Annotated in this window: 12 protein-coding genes; all 12 read right to left on the bottom strand. The window is 35.3% G+C overall.

The window, feature by feature from the left end; translation table 11 throughout:
- Positions 1-17: 17 nt before the first annotated feature.
- Positions 18-512 carry an RHS repeat protein gene (locus BUB90_RS18325; RefSeq protein WP_139241802.1) on the bottom strand — a complete coding sequence of 165 codons (495 nt, stop codon included), beginning with the start codon at positions 510-512 and terminating at the stop codon, positions 18-20.
- A gap of 906 nt (positions 513-1,418) precedes the next feature.
- Complete coding sequence (locus BUB90_RS18310) at positions 1,419-2,171, bottom strand: hypothetical protein (RefSeq protein ID WP_073290073.1); 753 nt, start codon at positions 2,169-2,171, stop codon at positions 1,419-1,421.
- A 20-nt stretch (positions 2,172-2,191) separates the two neighbouring features.
- Entirely contained in the window at positions 2,192-4,261 is a 2,070-nt protein-coding gene (locus BUB90_RS18305) for an RHS repeat-associated core domain-containing protein (protein ID WP_073290071.1), read from the bottom strand.
- Between the two features lie 293 nt (positions 4,262-4,554).
- Complete coding sequence (locus tag BUB90_RS18300) at positions 4,555-4,995, bottom strand: hypothetical protein (protein ID WP_073290069.1); 441 nt, start codon at positions 4,993-4,995, stop codon at positions 4,555-4,557.
- Between the two features lie 445 nt (positions 4,996-5,440).
- On the bottom strand, positions 5,441-5,962 hold the full coding sequence (locus tag BUB90_RS18295; RefSeq protein ID WP_073290067.1) for a hypothetical protein: 522 nt from the start codon (positions 5,960-5,962) through the stop codon (positions 5,441-5,443).
- Position 5,963: 1 nt separating this feature from the next.
- On the bottom strand, positions 5,964-6,179 hold the full coding sequence (locus BUB90_RS18290; RefSeq protein WP_073290065.1) for a toxin C-terminal domain-containing protein: 216 nt from the start codon (positions 6,177-6,179) through the stop codon (positions 5,964-5,966).
- A 38-nt stretch (positions 6,180-6,217) separates the two neighbouring features.
- Positions 6,218-6,484: a hypothetical protein gene (locus tag BUB90_RS18285; protein ID WP_073290063.1), complete on the bottom strand. Its 267-nt coding sequence runs from the start codon at positions 6,482-6,484 to the stop codon at positions 6,218-6,220.
- Between the two features lie 533 nt (positions 6,485-7,017).
- Positions 7,018-7,563 carry a hypothetical protein gene (locus tag BUB90_RS18275; RefSeq protein WP_073290060.1) on the bottom strand — a complete coding sequence of 182 codons (546 nt, stop codon included), beginning with the start codon at positions 7,561-7,563 and terminating at the stop codon, positions 7,018-7,020.
- An 11-nt stretch (positions 7,564-7,574) separates the two neighbouring features.
- Positions 7,575-15,110 (bottom strand): cellulose binding domain-containing protein, encoded by a 7,536-nt coding sequence (locus BUB90_RS18270; protein ID WP_073290058.1) that lies wholly within the window; start codon positions 15,108-15,110, stop codon positions 7,575-7,577.
- A gap of 244 nt (positions 15,111-15,354) precedes the next feature.
- Entirely contained in the window at positions 15,355-16,338 is a 984-nt protein-coding gene (locus BUB90_RS18265; RefSeq protein WP_073290056.1) for a hypothetical protein, read from the bottom strand.
- Positions 16,339-16,359: 21 nt separating this feature from the next.
- Positions 16,360-18,072: a methyl-accepting chemotaxis protein gene (locus tag BUB90_RS18260; protein ID WP_073290054.1), complete on the bottom strand. Its 1,713-nt coding sequence runs from the start codon at positions 18,070-18,072 to the stop codon at positions 16,360-16,362.
- Between the two features lie 417 nt (positions 18,073-18,489).
- Complete coding sequence (locus BUB90_RS18255; RefSeq protein ID WP_073290052.1) at positions 18,490-19,992, bottom strand: alpha-N-arabinofuranosidase; 1,503 nt, start codon at positions 19,990-19,992, stop codon at positions 18,490-18,492.
- Positions 19,993-20,135 lie beyond the last annotated feature (143 nt).

Genomic DNA, 20,135 nt, shown 5'->3' with positions numbered 1-20,135 from the left:
GTTAGTGCATTGGTTGTCTAGCTAAGATATCCTGTGGCCTTATCATAAGCATACGACGTTATGCTTCCATTCTGATCTGTTTCTGTTAGAACTTGACCATCTTTATTATACGCTGTTTTTGTCGCATTTCCTAACGCATCCGTAATCTTTGTAACATTACCATTCAAGGAATAAGCATACTTTGTTACTCCACCATTGGCATCGGTATAGTTGGTCACTTGGTTAAGAACGTCATAATCGTATGTTACGGTATTTCCCTCTCCATCCGTTATGGTCTCTATATTTCCTTTGCTATCATAGGTTCTTGTTTCTGTACTTCCATCTGCTCTTGTTTCCTTAGCAAGGTATCCCTTGGAATTATAGGTATACTTCGTTGTATTGCCTAGGGCATCTGTTATAGAAGTAAGGTTTCCTTTACTATCATAGTCATATGTTGTGATATTACCTAAGGAATCCGTTGTACTAGTGATTTGCCCTCTTTTATTATAGGTATTAGTCGTAGTATTCCCCATAGCATCCACTACAGAGGTAATGTTTCCATTGTCATCATAAGTATATCCCGTGGAGTTTCCTGCCTTATCGGTACTTGAACCATAGGATACCTTGGATTCCCCTGGATACTGTGTAGCTTCCTCTTCACTCGGATCTGGATCAATGATCTGCGTATAGGATAATGGGATACTACCATATGCCCAGCGGTCATCAATAAAGACAGCAATCTTTTTCCACTCTTCATAAGCTTTGCCTTCTGGATTTACAGTAATTATTGTCCCATATCAATTTTCCTTTAAATGCATTACAAAGTGAATTTCCATAGTAAGATGCCATTTCAATAAATAATTCCTTCATAGACTCATATTCTTTATCTTGCTTTTTGTTAATTATCTGATATAGTTTTTCTATTCCCTCTGTTATTTTATTTATTGAAACTTGATACACTTAATAAACTTTTCACTTAAATTATCATGATGTTTGTATAGCATTCTAAACATATCTTTCGTTATTTTACTATTAGCCCCAATTCAAATGCTTAGTGCCTCCAATGTATCTAACCTATATTCCAGAATGATTTTCAGAAACATAGTTAACACCTGTCTAAATGATTCCTTATCAGAAAAGTTCCAATAAGCATTGAACTACGAGACCACCCGATTTAATATCATAGGTATACGTAGTTCAAAGTCAACACTTCTAGTCCTTAATTTTTATACTATAGTAAAAGACACATCACACTGTCATCGGACAATATAATGTATCTTTTATTAAAATTTTATTTAATTAGAGATTACCACAAATTCATAAATGAAGCAGGATATCTTTTTACAATGCGCGGAAGAATCCTTAACTTTTCACCGCCTTTCACCATTCTAAAAAATGTAGCCTATTGCATTAACTAAGTAAACTTTCATTCATTGCTATTACAAAAATAATTCATCAAATGTTTCCTTAAGCCCATTTTCAATATTAATATCTCTCCAATTAAATACTATCTGTTGTAATGGTAGACATTCGAGTTCTTCATCATTATGATGAAATATAATGGTGCAGATATCTACATCCCATTTCCATTCTCCGTCAAACTGAAAGCAAATATGGTTTCCATAATAAGCTGCTATTTCAATTAGCAACTCTCTTATTTCTTCATAATTTTTATCCTTATTTTTTTTCAATATTGAAGAAATATCCTCTATCACTTGGTAAATATCCTCATTTTTCATATTATATGCTTTCATAAAACGACTACAATACTCCTCATGATTATCATATAAAATCTTTTGCATTTCTTTTGTTGGTCTTATCAGCTTTTCTCTCGTAGGTATACTTAATAATTCTAATTCATCCAAACCATAGTCAATTATTATTGGTGCAAATTCGTTAAGTATTTGACTAAATGATTGTGCATCTGAATACTCCCAAAAAAGTTTATTAAATTCCTGTTCCCACAATGGATAAAAAGATTTAATTTCCGACCTATCTCCCTTATCCATTGATGTATACAGCTCAACTCTCAATCCAGCACCGTATCTACTATCATATATGCATACGAATTGCTCTAGATTGTTATACTTTCTACTAAAAATCCATGAATTTGGTTCTTTTCCATAATACTTAAAACCATATGGTTTTAATTTTTTTCCTATAATTTCCTTTATTAATTTTATTTTTACCATTATATATCCTTTCTTTCTAATTAAGGTGTTACTAAGTTAGCTGGAATAGTCCACCATGCGGCAGGAAAAAGTGATGGAATAAACCTTGCCACTCTGTAAATTGCATATGCAGAAGAAACAACAACAACTCCGTCTCTTACTTTATTGTAATCAATTTTATTACCCTTACTTGGTGATTTAGCTTTACTTTTATTTGTAACAGGTTCCTCCTGAGGCTGTTTTTTTATATTAACTGTACTATAATAAATCATTCCTTTATCATTTGAATACGTATAGTATTTAATAACTTTATTAGGATTCCATGGGCATGTAAGTTCGAGTCCATTAGGGTTAAATGTAATCCCCCGCACCACACTTTTCTTTGTTTCTCTTAATGCTCTAACATAGTTCTTTAATTGAGCTCTTCCAGATTCTCTTTGGCTAAAGGGCTTTATTTCATATATTTCAAAAGTTCCACCATTTAATAGGACAATGTCTGCTCTTCCAGAGCCAGACTTATTTTTAAAGACTTTTTTCGAATATATTGGATATTCAATAAACCCTATTAAATGTGGATTATCCCTTAAATAAAGCTCTTCGAAATAAATCTGCAATTGTTTATGGGCTAATACCCCCTCTGAAAGCGAATAATATCCACTAGGATCAATAAATTTTATTGGGTTATTCAATACATAAATATATTGATTTAAGCTTATACTCTCTTTTTGTTCTCCCACGTAACTATCTAAACTTATAAACCGACCAATTCCCGCATCATAATACCTTGCCTTCGCATAATACAGCCCCGTACTCTCCTCATACACATGTCCAGTATAAGCGAAGATATTACCGCCTATACTTACAACTTCTGGATTTGCAATTACACCATATTCATCATACGTAATCGTAGCTTTTACCTTACCCGCCATATCTAAGATATCTGTTACACTACTCTTTTCGTCATTTCTATAATAACTTATATTTCCAAACGTTTCAACACTGATTACTTCATTGGAGAATGTGAAAATTGATGTCTCTCCTGTCACTCTATCCTCTGCCATGATAATATCATTGTAGGAAGATACGGGATCAATGGCATAGATTATATCACTTGTTAATCTACCATTCGTTTCATGCTTCATACCTATTTTATTTCCTGCTCCATCATAATTATACTTTGTAGTTACAGTTGAGGTTCCACTTCCACTAGTATTATCCTTATAGGTTACTACCTTAGCCATCTTGTTAGTAGAGTCAAACACATAGGTCTGTTTTGTATCTCCGTTTTCTTCAACCTTTGCTACATTTCCTCGTTTATCATAGTCATAGGTTGTAACCGTTGATCCTTGTATAGTCACAGCTAACTGTTTTAAATTGTTATACGTATACTGAGTAGTTTCCTTACCGATCTCTTCTTTTACCGTTCTGTTATTAAACTCATCGAATGCATAGTATCTCGTTCCCTTCTTGTCCACTACGCTTATCAATTGATTTAATACATCATAGGTATAACGAGTGGTTTCCGTTGTTCCAGAAGAAACCTTAGTTTCTTTTGTTCTATTTCCATTCTTATCGTATTCGTAAGTATAGCTTTTCTTTGAAGCTCCATTGCTAGTTTCTTCTCTCTGTGTCAACCAGCCGTTCGTATCATAGGTGTAAGTAGACTCTGCTCCATTTGGAAGGTTCTTGGTCTTCACTTGATTTAATGCATCGTAGGTGTAGTTAGTAACTCCACTGTTCGTATCAGTTACCTTGGTTAAATTACCATTATTGTCATAAGTATAACTTACACTATCTCCTGTTGGATACTTGATGGACTTCTTCTGTCCTAACTTCGTCCAAGTGTATCCAATTGTTTGGTTTTTACCATCGGTTACTTTGGTAACTTGTCCGTTAGCATCGTATTCATAGGTGGTTGTATCGTTCCAATCATTCATTGTCTTCACTTGATTGGTACTTGTATAGGTATAACTTACGCTACGGTTATCACTATACGTTATCTTCTTTTCATTTCCAACCTTATCATAAGTATACTTTGTGGTTGTTCCGTCTTTCTGGACTTCCTTTGTAAGCTTTCCTGAGGAACCAAGTCGGAAGGTCCTGTAAAACACAGACTCAACTTCTTGGCAGCACAAGAAATAGCGTAGCAGTCTAAAACTGCTACGCTAAAAAGTCTAACTTATAGGGGTCACCTCATAATAAGACGTATCCTACTCATTCCTAATATACTACTTACAAATGTAAATGATAACGATTACTTCAAAACCAAAATATACCTATACAATATCCACTGTATCTCAATTGTTTAACTAAATTTGTCTATTTATGTTCTATTAAACACGACAGCATTTGTTTTATGCCATATGCACTCAATGCACACTTTCTTAATTTATATTAAAACCATTTATTCCAGATTATTAATATATACTTCTTTATTTCCCAAATTTGTATTAATATTTCTCCAATAGATTTGTTCAGCTATAACAAGTGTGCCATATTCTTCAATATTGTTAATATCTAAATCTTCATAATCAGCCCAATAATATAAATTTCGCTTTTTAATTAAGCTGGAATCATAAATTACACAATCCTTATGTCCATTTCTAGGTATCATACTAAATTTATATACTCCCTGAAACATTAATTCTATAGTCGAGAAAGTGTTATATTGTCGTTGAATACAAATATATAAATTTCGTTTAGAATTATGAGCATACATGCTTAAATCTTCATTTACATATCCACCACTTACATACCTAATTTCTTTAATACAGCTATCAGAAAAACTATTTATATCTCTCATAAAATTTGAAATATCCGATTCCGTCACAATTTTATTCCACATTTTTTTCTCCTTTCAAAATTAGTAATTTTTAGTCATTTGTAATACTCTGGACCCATTGAGAACACAGGATACTTTCCTCGTAACCAAATAATACCTCCTCAAAAAATTTTATCAATCTGCTTTCAAATATCTGTTGAAATGTCTATAATTTTAATTTATGCATTTTTCAGATTAAAAATCCTATAACTTCTTATTAATTTGGGGGGAGTTGTCTGTCCACATCAATCACTTTTGAGTTTCGCAATTTCCTAATTAGCTATTTCCAGTTATGTATATGTGGAAATTTATGATTTCCACCATGGGAAAAATCAATATCAAATTCGACCTTACCATTTTTATCGTAGTACCTCCTCTGAATTAACTTCCCATTCTCATTATATAACTCTGTACTTGAATTAGCTTCTCCTTCTGTAGATAAGCTACCCGTTTTTCCTTTAACCTTACTCTATATTTTTTCAATATAAACCCCAATATTACTGCCTCTATTAATTATATCATTAGGTATCTTCGCACAAGTTATATACATATAATAGTCATAACCAAACTCTATATTGTTTTCTGTTTCCTTATCATATAAACGACACCAAAAACATTCTCTTAAAATTAATCGAACATATTCTCCTATTTGTGGATAATCAATACTATAATTATTCTTTAAAGTATTTATGATATTAATTTGTACTTCAGTTAACATTGGTAATTTATTGGTAAACATTTGATTCATCTCTGATATAGTAAAATTAATCTCTAGGTCATTGATTTGAATTCTTTTAACACCAACAGCTTCAAGAACCATCATTAATACAATAACATAATTATTCTCAACTTCAATATACTCCTCAAAGCTAATTCTATTATTATTATAATTTTTCCCTATATCCGCATATGAAGTCCATGTATCTACTGCATATTTATTATTTGAGTCTCTTTTATTAGGATTATATTTTGAAATTCTATATTTTATCATTCTAATCTCCAATTCTGACCAAATTAATGTCATATGTACCCATTCTTGTAGCCTTAGATGCCAAATTTTTTATTGAATTAGCCATTTTCCATACTCCACCATTATGTCCATCAATATCAGGTGTAATATATTTATTCCCTTTTTTATATATTGGTTGACCATGTGATTTTTCCTTTATCTTTGAAAATCCTAAATTTTTAGCCGCATCATCTGCCACCTTACCTTTTAATGGTCCACTACTTTTTGATTTTGCGCTTAACTCAGCAAACCGCTTAACATCATTACTACCGTACTTTCCTCATATACATGTCCCGTATAGGCAAAGATATTACCACTTGTACCTACTACTTCAGGATTTTCGATTACACCATATTCATCATATGCAATTGTAGCTTTTACCTTACCAGCTTTATCTAGAATATTCGTTACACTATGCTCTTCATCATTTCTTAAATAGCTTATATATCCAGTTGCGAAGGTAAAGATTGAGGTCTTTCCACTTATACTTTTCTCCTTTGCCATGATGAAACCATTTTTCGTATGTAATCAGTTGCAGAAATGATAATAAGCTAGTAATTAAAACGTTTAAAAAAGTACTTGCCTCTTATCCAAATGCAAAACTAGTCTTTCATAGCTATCGAGGGTTTCATTATACAAGCAAGGTTTTTCATAAGAAACTTAAAGAACAGAGCGTTATTTATCCTTGAAAATAAACGTGTTGTAAAATATAAAGACAAATGGTGTGCATAGAAAAACGACCACACAAAACTGATATGTGCGGTCGTTCATCAGCATCTCGTTTTTGATATTTGTCCTGTCTACTTGACAAGGGGCATATCAATTTTTAGATCTAATTTTGGGGAGCCGATTCAACAATCTAACGTATTTTTTATATAGAATCTTATACTCAATTAAATTTTTTGTATCCAAAAAGTGAGTAACTATTTTGTCTATATTTTTAGTTGCTTTCTTTGTATTACTTAGGACTAATTATAAGGGAGAACATAGCATTACTTAATATACTTAATTAAATTTAGTCATAAAACTTATTTGCTTCAAAGTTTAATTTTCTTCTCCTGATACAAGATACCCTCTTCACTTATTTTATTATATTCTACTAATAGATTATCCATGTTTCTAATTTGATTTTCTTGATATCCACTATTTTTTAAATTTTTTATTACTAGTTCTAATAATTTTTTCCATTCTCCTCTAAATTCGTTAACTTTTAAACACACCTCAGAGTTTTTATTTAATATTTTTTCTAAATCCCCTATTATTCCTCCCCACTCTGACTTTATTTTTATAGTTCCTTCATTCCATTGTAATTTCCAATCACACCTAAATGTATCCGGAAGCCATTGTATTTCCATTTTTCCCTTTTCTTTAGTTCTTATCATTAAGAGCATGTCTACAATATCATCTAACATATAGCTAATATCGTACTTATAAGATAATCGTATAGGAATATAGTTCCACATTATTATAGCCCCCTCAGTTAGTAATGGAAAAATAGTCTCCATAGCATCTGCTAAACTTTCATCTGCATTATCATAGTTATTTAAACATATTGGTTTACTTACTTGTATAAAAAATTCCATTCCTATTCCTCCTAAGGCATTGGATAGCCATGCCATGTTCCTGTCCCGTTATTCCTAAGCCACATTAATGTGGCTTGTATTACTCTTCCGTCAGGCATATAGACTATAGATTTTGACCCTTTTGGCAACTTAAAATACCCGCTTTCTTTTGGTTTTAAAGAATTTGCCATTTTAGTTGCATAATCTATATCTTCTCTTGCCCATTGTCCTTGTGGTTTATTTTCAGCTTTTGCTCTTGCTTTTCCCTCTTTCCACCTAATACCATGTTTTTTACTACCTAAGACAGCTGCTTCAGGTTTAACAGCTTTTTCTCCAGATTTTTCTTCTTTTTTATTACCTTTAGATTTAGTTACCGTATTTGCTAATTTTACACTAGGCGGTGCAATGGCTTTCCACTCAAGTTCTTTTGAAAATTTCTGCTTGAATTTTTTTACTGTATAGGTAACTCCATCACATATTACTGTTTTTACATTTTTCAACAGCTCATTAGCTTTTCCTGAACTAAAAAACTCACCTGTAACTTTCATTGATACCCCTGTATAATACAATAATAAAATGACAAGTGCACCAAATCCTACTATTACTTCTGCATAGTATCCACTCGAATCTACATAATTAACAGGATTATTCTTAACATATCCATACAGATTCAAACTCGCAGGATCATTCGCTTCGCCCTTATAACTATCCTCACTTACAAACCGACCAATCCCCGCATCATAATACCTTGCCTTCGCATAATACAGCCCCGTACTCTCCTCATATACATGTCCTGTATAAGCAAAGATATTACCGCCTGCACTTACTACTTCTGGATTTGCAATCACACCATATTCGTCATACTCAATGGTTGCCTTTACCTTACCAGTCATATCAAGGATATCCGTTACACTATGCTTTTCATCATTTCTATAATAGCTTATATTTCCAGATGTTTCAACACTGATTACTTCATCCGAGAAGGTAAAGATGGATGTCTTTCCACTTACACTATCCTTTGCCATGATGATATCATTGTAGGAAGATTCTTCGTCCACCACATAGGTTGTATTATTTGTTACACTACCATTCAATTCAACCTTAGTATTAACACGGTTTCCTACACCATCATAAGCATACTTAGTTGTTACCGTCTCTCTGGTTCCACTTCCACTAGTACTATCCTTATAGGTTACTACCTTAGACATCTTGTTGGTAGAATCAAAGACATAGGTTTGTTTTGTATCTCCGTTTTCTTCAACCTCTGCTACATTTCCTCGCTTATCATAGTCATAGGTTGTAACCGTCGACCCTTGTACTGTCTCAACTAACTGGTTTAAGTTATTATACGTATACTGAGTAGTTTCCTTACCAATCTCTTCTTTTACCGTTCTGTTATTAAACTCATCGAATGCATAGTTTCTCGTTCCATTCTTGTCCACTACGCTTGTCAATTGATTTAATACATCATAGGTATAACGGGTGGTTTCCGTTGTTCCAGAAGAAACTTTCGTTTCTTTTGTACGGTTTCCATTCTTATCGTATTCGTAAGCGTAGCTTTGCTTTGAAGCTCCATTACTTGTTTCTTCCCTCTGTGTCAGCCAACCGTTCTTGTCATAGGTGTAAGTAGACTCTGCACCATTCGGAAGTTTCTTGGTCTTCACTTGATTTAATGCATCGTATGTGTAGTTAGTAACTCCGCCGTTCGTATCAGTTACCTTGGTAAGATTACCGTTATTATCATAGGTATAGCTTACACTATCGCTTGTTGGATACTTAATGGACTTCTTCTGCCCTAACTTCGTCCAAGTGTATTCGATTGTTTGGTTATTACCATCTGTTACTTTAGTAACTTGTCCGTTAGCATCGTATTCATAAGTAGTCGTACCATTCCAGTCTGTCATTGTCTTAACTTGATCGGTACTTGTGTATGTATAACTTACACTACGGTTATCACTATACGTTATCTTCTTTTGATTGCCAACCTTATCGTAAGTATACTTTGTGGTTGTTCCGTCTTTCTGGACTTCCTTTGTAAGCTTTCCATCTGCATCGTAAGCATAGGTTATACTTTCCCCTGTAGGGTCAGTTAACTTAGTTAAGTTTCCGTTCTTATCGTATTCATAGGTAGTTGTTTGATCCTTGTCAGAGCTCTTTCCTACTCGTTTTTGTTCTGTAAGATTGCCAAGCTTATCATAGCTGTATTTCGTTACATTCCCAGTGTCAATGCCACCATTGACACTAGCATCCGTTACTTTAGTAAGATTACCAGACTTATTGTAATCATACGAAGTCTTGTTTCCTTTGGCATCTGTCTTAACAAGTACATTTCCTCTTGTATCATGGGTATAGGTTGTCTTAGAACCAAGAGCATCTACTTCTTCTATTAGTTGACTTGCTTTATCATAGGTATAACTGATTACTGCACCTAGGGCATCCGCTTTCTTACTTAGATTACCATTCTTGTCATATTCATAGGTTGTAACATTACCATTCGCATCCGTCTCTTTTGTTAATAAGCTACTTGAATTGTATTCGTTCTTGCTTACCTTACCTAGAGCATTGGTTATGCTGGTTTGGTTTCCAAGGGCATCATAGGTATAGCTTGTCTTGTAGCCTAGGACATCGGTTTCCGATGTGGTATTACCACTTGCATCATATTCATATTGAATCATATTGCCTTCAGCATCTTTAATAGAAGTTACTTGATTCTCTTTATCATAGGTATAAGACGTACTATGTCCATTGGCATCGGTTGTCTTGGTGATGTTTCCATTCTTATCATACTTCCAAGTGGTAGCATTACCCTCTGCGTCGGTCTCCTTTGTCCTTCTACCTTCTGCGTCATATTCGTAGCTAATCTTATTGCCTTCTGCGTCAGTTGTACTTTCAAGGAGCCCAACCTTATTGTAAGTGTCTTTCGTTACTTGTCCATTGGCATCCGTTGTACCTACTACATTGCCTAGTTTATCGTAGGTATACTTGGTTTCACCACCTTGTGCATCGGTTTCTTTTACCGTTCTTCCAAGGGCATCATATTCATAGGTGATTGTATTCTTAGCAGCATCAGTTTGTGTAATCACGCGTTCTAACTTATCATAAGTATAGGTTGTTACATTGCCTAATTCGTCTTTTTCTTGTAGGGTATTCCCGTTCTTATCATAGGTATACGTAATCTTACCACCTAGGGCATCCGTTTCACTCTCTACTCTACCGAATACATCGTAAGTATAGGTAATGATTCCGCCATCTGGTGCTGTTACTTTTGACAGATTTCCCATCTTGTCATATTGATAGCTTTCTTTACCTGCTAATGCATTGGTTGTCTGGCTAAGATATCCCGTAGTCTTATCATATGCATAAGAAGTGATACCTCCATTCTTATCAGTCTCTGTTAGAACTTGACCATCTTTGTTATAGGATGTCTTTGCCTCGTTCCCCAAGGCATCCGTAATCTTTGTAACATTACCATTCAAGGAATACGCATACTTTGTTATACCACCATTGGCATCGGTGTAGTTGGTCACTTGGTTAAGTACATCATAATCGTATGTTACGGTATTTCCTTCTCCATCCGTTATGGTCTCTATATTTCCTTTGCTATCGTAGGTTCTTGTTTCTGTACTTCCATCTGCTCTTGTTTCCTTCGTAAGATATCCTTTGGAATTATAGGTATACTTCGTTGTATTACCTAGGGCGTCTGTTACAGATGTAAGGTTTCCTTTACTATCATAGTCATACTTTGTTGTATTACATAGGGCATCCGTTGTACTTGTGATTTGGCCTCTTTTATTATAAGTATTCGTTGTGGTATTCCCCATGGCATCCACTACAGATGTGATATTTCCATTGTCATCATACGTATATCCTGTAGAATTACCTGCCTTATCCGTACTTGAACCATAAGATTCTTTGGATTCTACTGGATACTGTGTATCTTCCTCTTCATTCGGATCTGGATCAATGATCTGGGTATAGGATAATGGAATGCTACCATATGCCCAGCGGTCATCGATAAAGACAGCAATCTTTTTCCACTCTTCATAGGTTTTGCTTTCTGAATTTAAAGAAAAGTCATTGGATTGTACGTATTTCGTCCAAGCTTGTCTATGGATTCTTACTTTTAGTTCAAGGTACTCTCCTGGATTTATGACGATATCTTCTCTCGTGAAGCCAATATCTGCAACACATTTGGTTTCCAGATTACTATCATTTACTTCTGTGAAATTACAAGTTATATCGCTTTTGTTAACTGATGTTTGGAACCTATTTCCGATTCCTGCCCAGTCTACTTCAAAGATCTGTTCTTCTGGTCCATCTGCGGTATAATAGTAGTTTAATCTTAAGTCAGATAATTTAATTGGTTCTTCTTGTGTATTATAGATTCTGAAGTTTGGTGAGATCTGATTGCTTCGACTCTCCCTGTTATTATTGTACATCTCAGCACGTACAGGTGTATAAGTACTGTCTGCATAATCCATATGCTCGACTTCTAATTCTTCCTCTTCACTAGGAATTAGATCTTCTCCCCATACCTTAACTCCATCAACGAATACATCAACCTTCTTCCAGTCTACGTATTCCGTTCCTGGGTTGATGGAATGGTCATTGGTAAGATCATAATTACCCCAACCGTCTTTTGCAAATCGGGTGTGGATATCTATAGTTGCCCCGATATCAATGTAACTTGCTCCTTCTGTAAAGCCGATTTCTAGATAGGAATCTGCTCCTTCAAAGGATTCCTCCATCTTATTAAAGGTTCCTGTTATATTACTTGCACCTGCACTTGACCAATCACACCAGAAATTCTGTGCTTTGTCATCATCTGCGGTGTAATAGTAACGAATGGTTACGTCGCTAAGCTTCACCATGTTTTCACCCATATTAACTAATTTCATTAATGGATGAATGGTATTCGCATAGGAACCGTTGTTACCAGTATTGTACATCTTGAGTTTTAGATTATTCTTTCCTTTCGGAATAATCTCTTCTTCCTCAGGACTGCTGTTTCCGGAATTATTTCCACCGTTGTTATTACCGCCGTTATTGTTTCCTCCACCGTTATTGCCATCTGATGGTCCTTCTGAGCCTTCTCCTGAGATGGAGCCTTTTCCCCATACCAATGTTCCTTGATAGAACATATCCACTTGATCAAAGTACGTTAAGTCGCCTGATGTATTCTGTGAGTAGTCATCTCCCGGTTTGAATACGCTCCAATCACTTTTTCCGATTCTTGTATGTATGTCGGTATAACTTCCTGGTTTCAGTTTTCCGGCTCCGCTAGTAAAGCCTACTTCCATATAGTAGTCGGCGCCATCTACTGGTGTGTCTAACTTCACAAACTTTCCAGTTATGTTCTTAGCTATTACGTTCGTATCATGGATGGATGCATAATCACAGTAGAATTTTAATGGCATCTCTCCATCGATTGTAAAATAATACCGTAACGTTACATCAGATAAATCAATATCTGCATCACTGGTATTAATAATATGGAATTGTGGATATAGGGTGTTATTCTCCACAGCCCCTGTGCCGACATTCATGTTCTTAGTTTTCAGTTCTAGGATGTTGGAGATGTCATTATTCTCTCCTTCTTCCACAGTTGCATCTTGTTCTTCTATTTGTACTTCTTCTTGTGCTTTTGTTGCAGTAGAAAGTGCAATTGCTTTTGGTTCTGTATTATTTGTATTTTCTGTTTTGTTTTGATCTGCTTCTGCTTTATCTGTATTGCTTACTTTTTCTGTTTTCTTAGAAGACTGAGAGGAGGCTTTTGCATTACCGCTATCTGTCTTCTCACTGTCTTCCTTATAATAATACTTAATTGTTCCGTCAGAATATTCTTCCGACTCAATTCGGTAATCCGATGTATAACGGAAGGTAATTTTATTTCCATTGGGTTCGGTACACTGAATTGTTCTTCCTTTATCGTTATTACTGTATGTATAGGTACTTCCCTGAATAGTTTTGGTAGTTACACGATCAGATGTATCATATACAATTTCATATAATACCACTTTCTCGGCGCTAACTACTTTGCTTAATCGGTTGTAGGAATCATATGAATACGTAGTTTTATTACCTTCTGCATCAGTGTAACTAGTTAATAGTCCATCTGTATATCCATATTTGATTTCACGACTTCCGCTATCCTTTACAGACTTAATGGTTCCATCTGTATTATATGTAAATGTAAAATAACCACTGATATTCTCTATCTTAGAGAGCAATCCGTCTGTATAAGTGAATGTGGTTGTATTTCCATTCAAGTCTTTAATCTCTTTGATCTTACCGTTCGCAGTAAACTCATAGATACTAGTTCCGTCTACGGTTAGCGTGTAGGTTCCGTCTGAATTGGTCTTTAATTCTCTAGCCAGACCTTCTGGTTTTGCAAAGGTTCCATCTTCATTCTTCGTATAGTATTCTATATGTCCATCTTCAAATCGTATGGCTATGGTATTTCCTAAGTCTTGTAAGAAATACGTATAGGAATTGGTCCAGTTCATCCCATTCTCATGGAAGCTCTCTCCCATAGAGTTATACGATCTAGATAATACAAGTGGTGTATAACCGTCTATGGATAGATCCTCATTCTCATAGAAGTTATTACCCATGGTTAAACTAACTGGATTCATGGATGCCGTTCTTTGCAACTGATCAATGATTCCAAGATGTTGATTCGTTGCTGTGTTGTTACTGGTAATCTCTTGCTTGATATCTTTTGATGGATTAATTATTAATAGATTGGAACCAACTAATTCACCACTATTCTTATAGGTTTCATAGATACCATTATCTCTTCGTATAACAGAGTCCTTCTTATAATCACCATAATAAGCAGATGCTAGATATTCTAGACGGTCCGTTACACGGAAAGTATGCATAACAGCAGAGATACTGCTTGTGGTTGTTCCTGAGGAACTTTTAATGGTGGCATTCAAATCATATAAGCTGTAACTAGCCATGCTAACTTCTGCGTACCAAAGATTATTCCCTACTGTTGCAGTAATACTGTCTCCAGATTTTCCATTCTTCTTTACCGATAGATTAACACTCTTTATCCCTTGCTTACTACCGCCTTTTCCATATACTTTGAAGACATCTCCCTGGGTATTTGGTGCTATGTAGATTGCTTCATTACTATCACCAACAACGCTTACACTGGTAATAGATTTATACTTACTGTATTTGCCTACAGGTTCCACTATAATCTTATAGGTTCCACTGTTTACATAATTTCCATTGTCATCTTTACCATCCCATTGCACTTCATGGGTTACATAGCCACCTTTGTATTCCTTGTCCTTAACAATGTTGGCGATTACCTTCTTTCCATCCTTTACATAGATGTTGACACTTCGCTTGCTTTCCAAATTAAAGGTTATCTTCGCCTTTTCTCCAGAACTTGGTACGAATACCTCCGGTTCTGCTTTAACAAACTTAGTCTGTGCTTCTGCTGCATGCGCTGTACTCGAATAGATTGGTATTCCAGTTGTAACAATTGTTACACATAACAACAAGCACAGTAGTCTTTTAAACATTGCTTTTTTTGCTTTTAATAACTCCATGTTATTCCTCCCATTGTAATATTTCTTTTATTTTCCCTAAATTAAGGTGCACATTTCCATTTTACCACTGTTTTATGCTGTCGAATATAATCATTTTTTACTATTTTTAAGCTTAATAAAGTAAAAATGCGTTTATCCAATCACTTTAAATTATGATTGAATAAACGCAGTATATTAATCTTCTTTATTACGTTTTAGTTATAAGTCTATAAACTAATCTGGGTGTTAAGCCCAACCCCTGTAATTAAACTTCTTTATACGTACGCTTCTTTGTTACAATTATTAAGGTTACAAGGGTAATTACGAAGGCTGCAACTACAGTTATAATTACAACTGGTAGCACAGATTCTCCTTCATATTCCACTGAATTGATATCGAATATCTCTACTTCAACCTGTGTAAGCTCCACATCCATAGTTTCTTCTCCGTTACTAGATTCAACGCTGCCTCCAAGAGATTCCACCAGCTCCTTATCTGCATGCAATTGATTCATCACAACAGTACCATCCTTCAGAGTAAAATTTACTTCTGATAGGTTAATATTTGCTTCATTCGTACCTACTGCATTCCACCAAGACCCGTAACCAAGATACAGCATATCGGCACCAGCTATCCAAGTTAGTACACCTGAGAAATCTGATGTTGATGTGAAATCGCCTGCACCTGCCTCTGGATTATCAAGAATCGTCTGGTCATAGCACAGTTCATCATTAGAATATACAGAGAAACCGCTAGGAAGGATTTCAATACGTATCTTAGCTCCATCCTTAATATAATCCTTAACAATGGTATAATTGAAGAGATTAGCATCAAAATAGCCACCAAATGCCGCACTATTAAATCCTAGATAAGAACCAGGTGTGAAATATAATTTACCTTCGTATTCTCCACTACCATTAAATGCAAATATTGTCCCAAGCTCATGAACCTCCCAAGTTGGCTTTGCATAGAATTCTAGAATAACACCTTGAGAGGTATCTTTTCCTTTAAATGGATTCTCATAGGAATATACCGCTGAGAAGTCTCCACTAGTCTCTGAATGTAGGGACAAATCAATCACATCTACGTCCACAAGATTACTCCCGTTTCCTGCACTCGTTTCATTGTCTGTAGTTTTATCGTTTTCCTGTCCTATCTCTTGTGTGTCTATCTCAGTCGCCAAAACAGGAACTGTATTCATCCCTACAAGCATTCCCGCAAGAATGATTGCTAATAATTTTGTTCTCATCGCACCTTCTCCTTTTCCTGCTTATAGATTGACAAATGCATCTGACTGCCTTTTCAGATTACGAACAACTTCCACACTGGATTCTACATTCACATACACTTCATTAATTTCATTTACTAACTTAGAAGTACTATCTGCCGACATGGTGATACCTTGACTACATTCTCCAACCGCCTGCGCGATATCTCCCATCTGATTTACCACAATGGTAATGTGTTTTGATAGTTCCGCCATCTTCTCTAAGAATTCATCCATTGCTTTATTTACTTCCCCTGCATCCTCTAAGTACTGCTTTCCTGATACAGCATAGTTATCATAATCTGGTAGTATAGTAGATGAGATATATTCCATGATCTCATTAGAGCTTGCGCTCAATTCGTTCACCGCACCGACCACTATGGAATTTATACTTTGAATTTTATTAGCTGTCTCCCTACTGTTTTCTGCAAGTTGTCTGATTTCATCCGCTACAACTGCAAATCCCTTCCCTGCCTCTCCTGCTCTTGCTGCCTCAATGGAGGCATTCAGCGCTAGTAGATTCGTCTGTGCAGAGATGCCTAGAATTTCATTGGTCAGTTCATCTACCCTGGCAACACTCTGGCTGTTTTCTATGGCATGATCCAAGCGTTTTAGTACATTCTCCATGATATTGTTGGTTTCATATTTGTTAGAGACTGCTGTTTTTTCTAAATCTTCAGCTCGTTGTTTCATCTTGGTAGTATGTACATGAATATTACGAGTTACTCCGGTTATCTTATTCACAGACTCACCTACGGATGCTGTACTTTCGTTAATTCCATTAATAGTCTGCGATACATTATCCATCGTCGCCGCAACCTCTTCCATTGTTGCAGAGATATCTCCTGAATCTTCATTGGCTTTTGAAATACTCTCATTGGCATTATAGAATGTCTGATCCAAGTTCATAGAAGAGGTTACGATTTCTCCCATGATTCTTTGTAGTGTGACAATAAAGAGATTGACACCTCTTACTAACTTTCCTACTTCATCTGCCGTATGTACTGGGATTCGTTGTGTTAAATCCCCTACGTTTTCATTTATCTTTTTCGTAATCTCTCTTAGTTTTTTCTCATAACCAACCGTAGGTATGATAATAGTCTTAATTACTACAAATACACTGGCAAACAATACAAGTATCATAATAATCAACACACCATATGCAGTAATTACTGCATTACTATATATGTTGTCCTGTTTTCCCTTAGCAAGTCCAATATCTACCTGATTTTGCTGAATCATAGTCTGCACTTTAACATTTAATTTTTGAAATAGTTCAGACAGTACACCATTTACATTAGCGCTCACTTCTCTAGTGTTATTGGTAGTACTAAGACTTAAAGTTTCCTTATAGCTTTGCATATACTCTTCATAGATATCATTCAATTGATTATAGGAAGTTTCATCCGAAGTAAGTTCTTTATATTTTTCCAGATATGCCTTTAAAGTCGCTGCTGATGTACTTATATTCTGCATGACCTCTTGCTTATCTTCCTTTGTATCCATAACACTATGTGTAAGCAATAACTGTTGTAGCTGCTCTACATTGGCTGAGATAGCATCTAGTGTAATGATTATAGGAACCTTCCTTGCTGCAATATCATTTCCCACCACCCCAAGCTGCTTTAAGGAACGTAATCCTATAAAGGATGAACCAATTCCGATTATTGCTAATAACAGCAAAGGAACGATAACTTTAGTTTTTAAGCTTTTCATTGTTCGTACCCCTTTTTCTAATCTTTTGATCTACTTTATTACTTACTTAATCCTTTTATCTTCTGTAACTTCTTAGGGCTCAAGTGCCAAATTTAATTTTGGTTCGTTATTTTACACATATTTATGTTTGAACATGTTATGCTAGTTTTATATGTGCAAATTTACTAATGTACGTTTTACATGAGGCTTTTGATGATTCATTATTGGTTTGGGTGTCAAAGCGAGAGCGTGTCGCAAATGAACTACGTTTGGCATAACATGAAATAAATTTATGCAAATTAACAAATCAAGAAATTAAATGCGGCTTTTGACACCCTAACCATTATTTATAAAACTTAAGCGTTCGTCCAATTCCTTTTCCAAGACCTTATTGAACGAACGCTTTATGTTTTTAATATTGCTTTACTAAAACCTCTATTATCTCACTTCAATATGAACTACACTACATGCTGGAATTCTGATCTGAATTCCTGTTTCTGTAATGTCCATATCAGTGAATTCTTTGACTTGAACAGTTTCTGGATTTTCGAAGGTATTCATCGCTTTCATATCATTCATAAGAATTTCTCCTTTTAATGAAGTAACCTTCTTATCAAGTATGGTTGTATCAATTGTATAACTTTCCTCTAAGGATAAATTGGACAAAGTAATATGTACGGTTCCTTCTTCATCTATTGATACGGATTCATTCAGATTAGGAACCATATATTCTTCCTCTAAACCAATCTGTTTTGTCTCGATAAAACTGTCTAGTAAAGTGGCATCTTGATGATGCTTATACATGTTAAACACATGGTACGTAGGAGTAAGAACCATCTTCTCTCCCTCTGTTAAGATAACAGCCTGCAATACATTAACCATCTGTGCTATATTAGCCATACGAACACGATCAGAATGTTTATTGAAGATATTTAAGTTAATACCTGCAACTAAGGCATCTCGCATTGTGTTTTGTTGATATAAAAATCCAGGATTAGTACCAGGTTCACAAGTAAACCAAGTTCCCCACTCATCAATAATCATCGCAATATTCTTCTCTGGATCATATTTATCCATGATTGCTCCATGACGATTAATTAGTGTCTCCATGTATAATGTCTTGTTTAATGTCTTATACCAAACCTTCTCATCGAAGTCGGTCGCACTTCCCTTGATTTCCCAGCCTTCTGGATGAGTATAATAATGAAGAGATAATCCATCCATAAATCCATGTTGGAAAGGTAGAGAATGTCTGAAACAAGTCTTTAATATACCTTCTGTCCACTCATAATCATCTACATTGGCACCACATGCAATCTTTTTGATTCTCTTACCTGGCTTGTAATCTCTAACATACGTCTGGTAGTTACGGTACTGATCACCATAATACTCCGGTGTCATATTACCACCACAGCCCCAACTTTCATTGCCAACACCAAAGTATTCCACATCCCAAGATTCTTCATGTCCGTTTTCTTTTCTAAGTTCGGCCATAGGTGAAACACCTTCGAAAGTTAAGTATTCCACCCACTCAGACATCTCGCGGACCGTACCGCTACCAACATTCCCGTTGATATAGGCATCACACTCTAATTGACGGCAAAGTTCCATGAATTCATGAGTACCAAAACTATTATCTTCTACTACACCACCCCAGTGTGTATTGATCATTCTTTTTCTGTTTTCTTTTGGACCAATTCCATCCATCCAGTGATACTCATCTGCAAAGCAACCACCTGGCCATCTTAAAACTGGAATCTTAATCTCCTTCAAAGCTTTAACAACATCGTTTCTCATACCATTGGTATTAGGAATCGCCGAGTCTTCGCCCACATATAGTCCTTCATAGATACATCTTCCAAGATGCTCCGAGAAATGCCCATAGATATCTTTATTAATCTTACTTTTCTTTGCTGTCGTATTAATTACGTATTTTACCATAGTAAGTCGATCCTTTCTGCCACAAATTAATGTTTTGTTTCATCGTGCGATGCTATAAAGCACTCATCACACTAGACTAAGTTTGAAGTTTCAAAACGCTTAGTACGTTAACCTTCGTACTCTTCACACAATGACTAAAAAAC

Source organism: Anaerosporobacter mobilis DSM 15930, assembly GCF_900142955.1.
In the GTDB taxonomy this organism is placed as follows: Bacteria; Bacillota; Clostridia; order Lachnospirales; family Lachnospiraceae; genus Anaerosporobacter; species Anaerosporobacter mobilis.
Note: the sequence above shows the minus strand (reverse complement) of the source record. Positions and strands in the feature narration are given on the sequence as shown.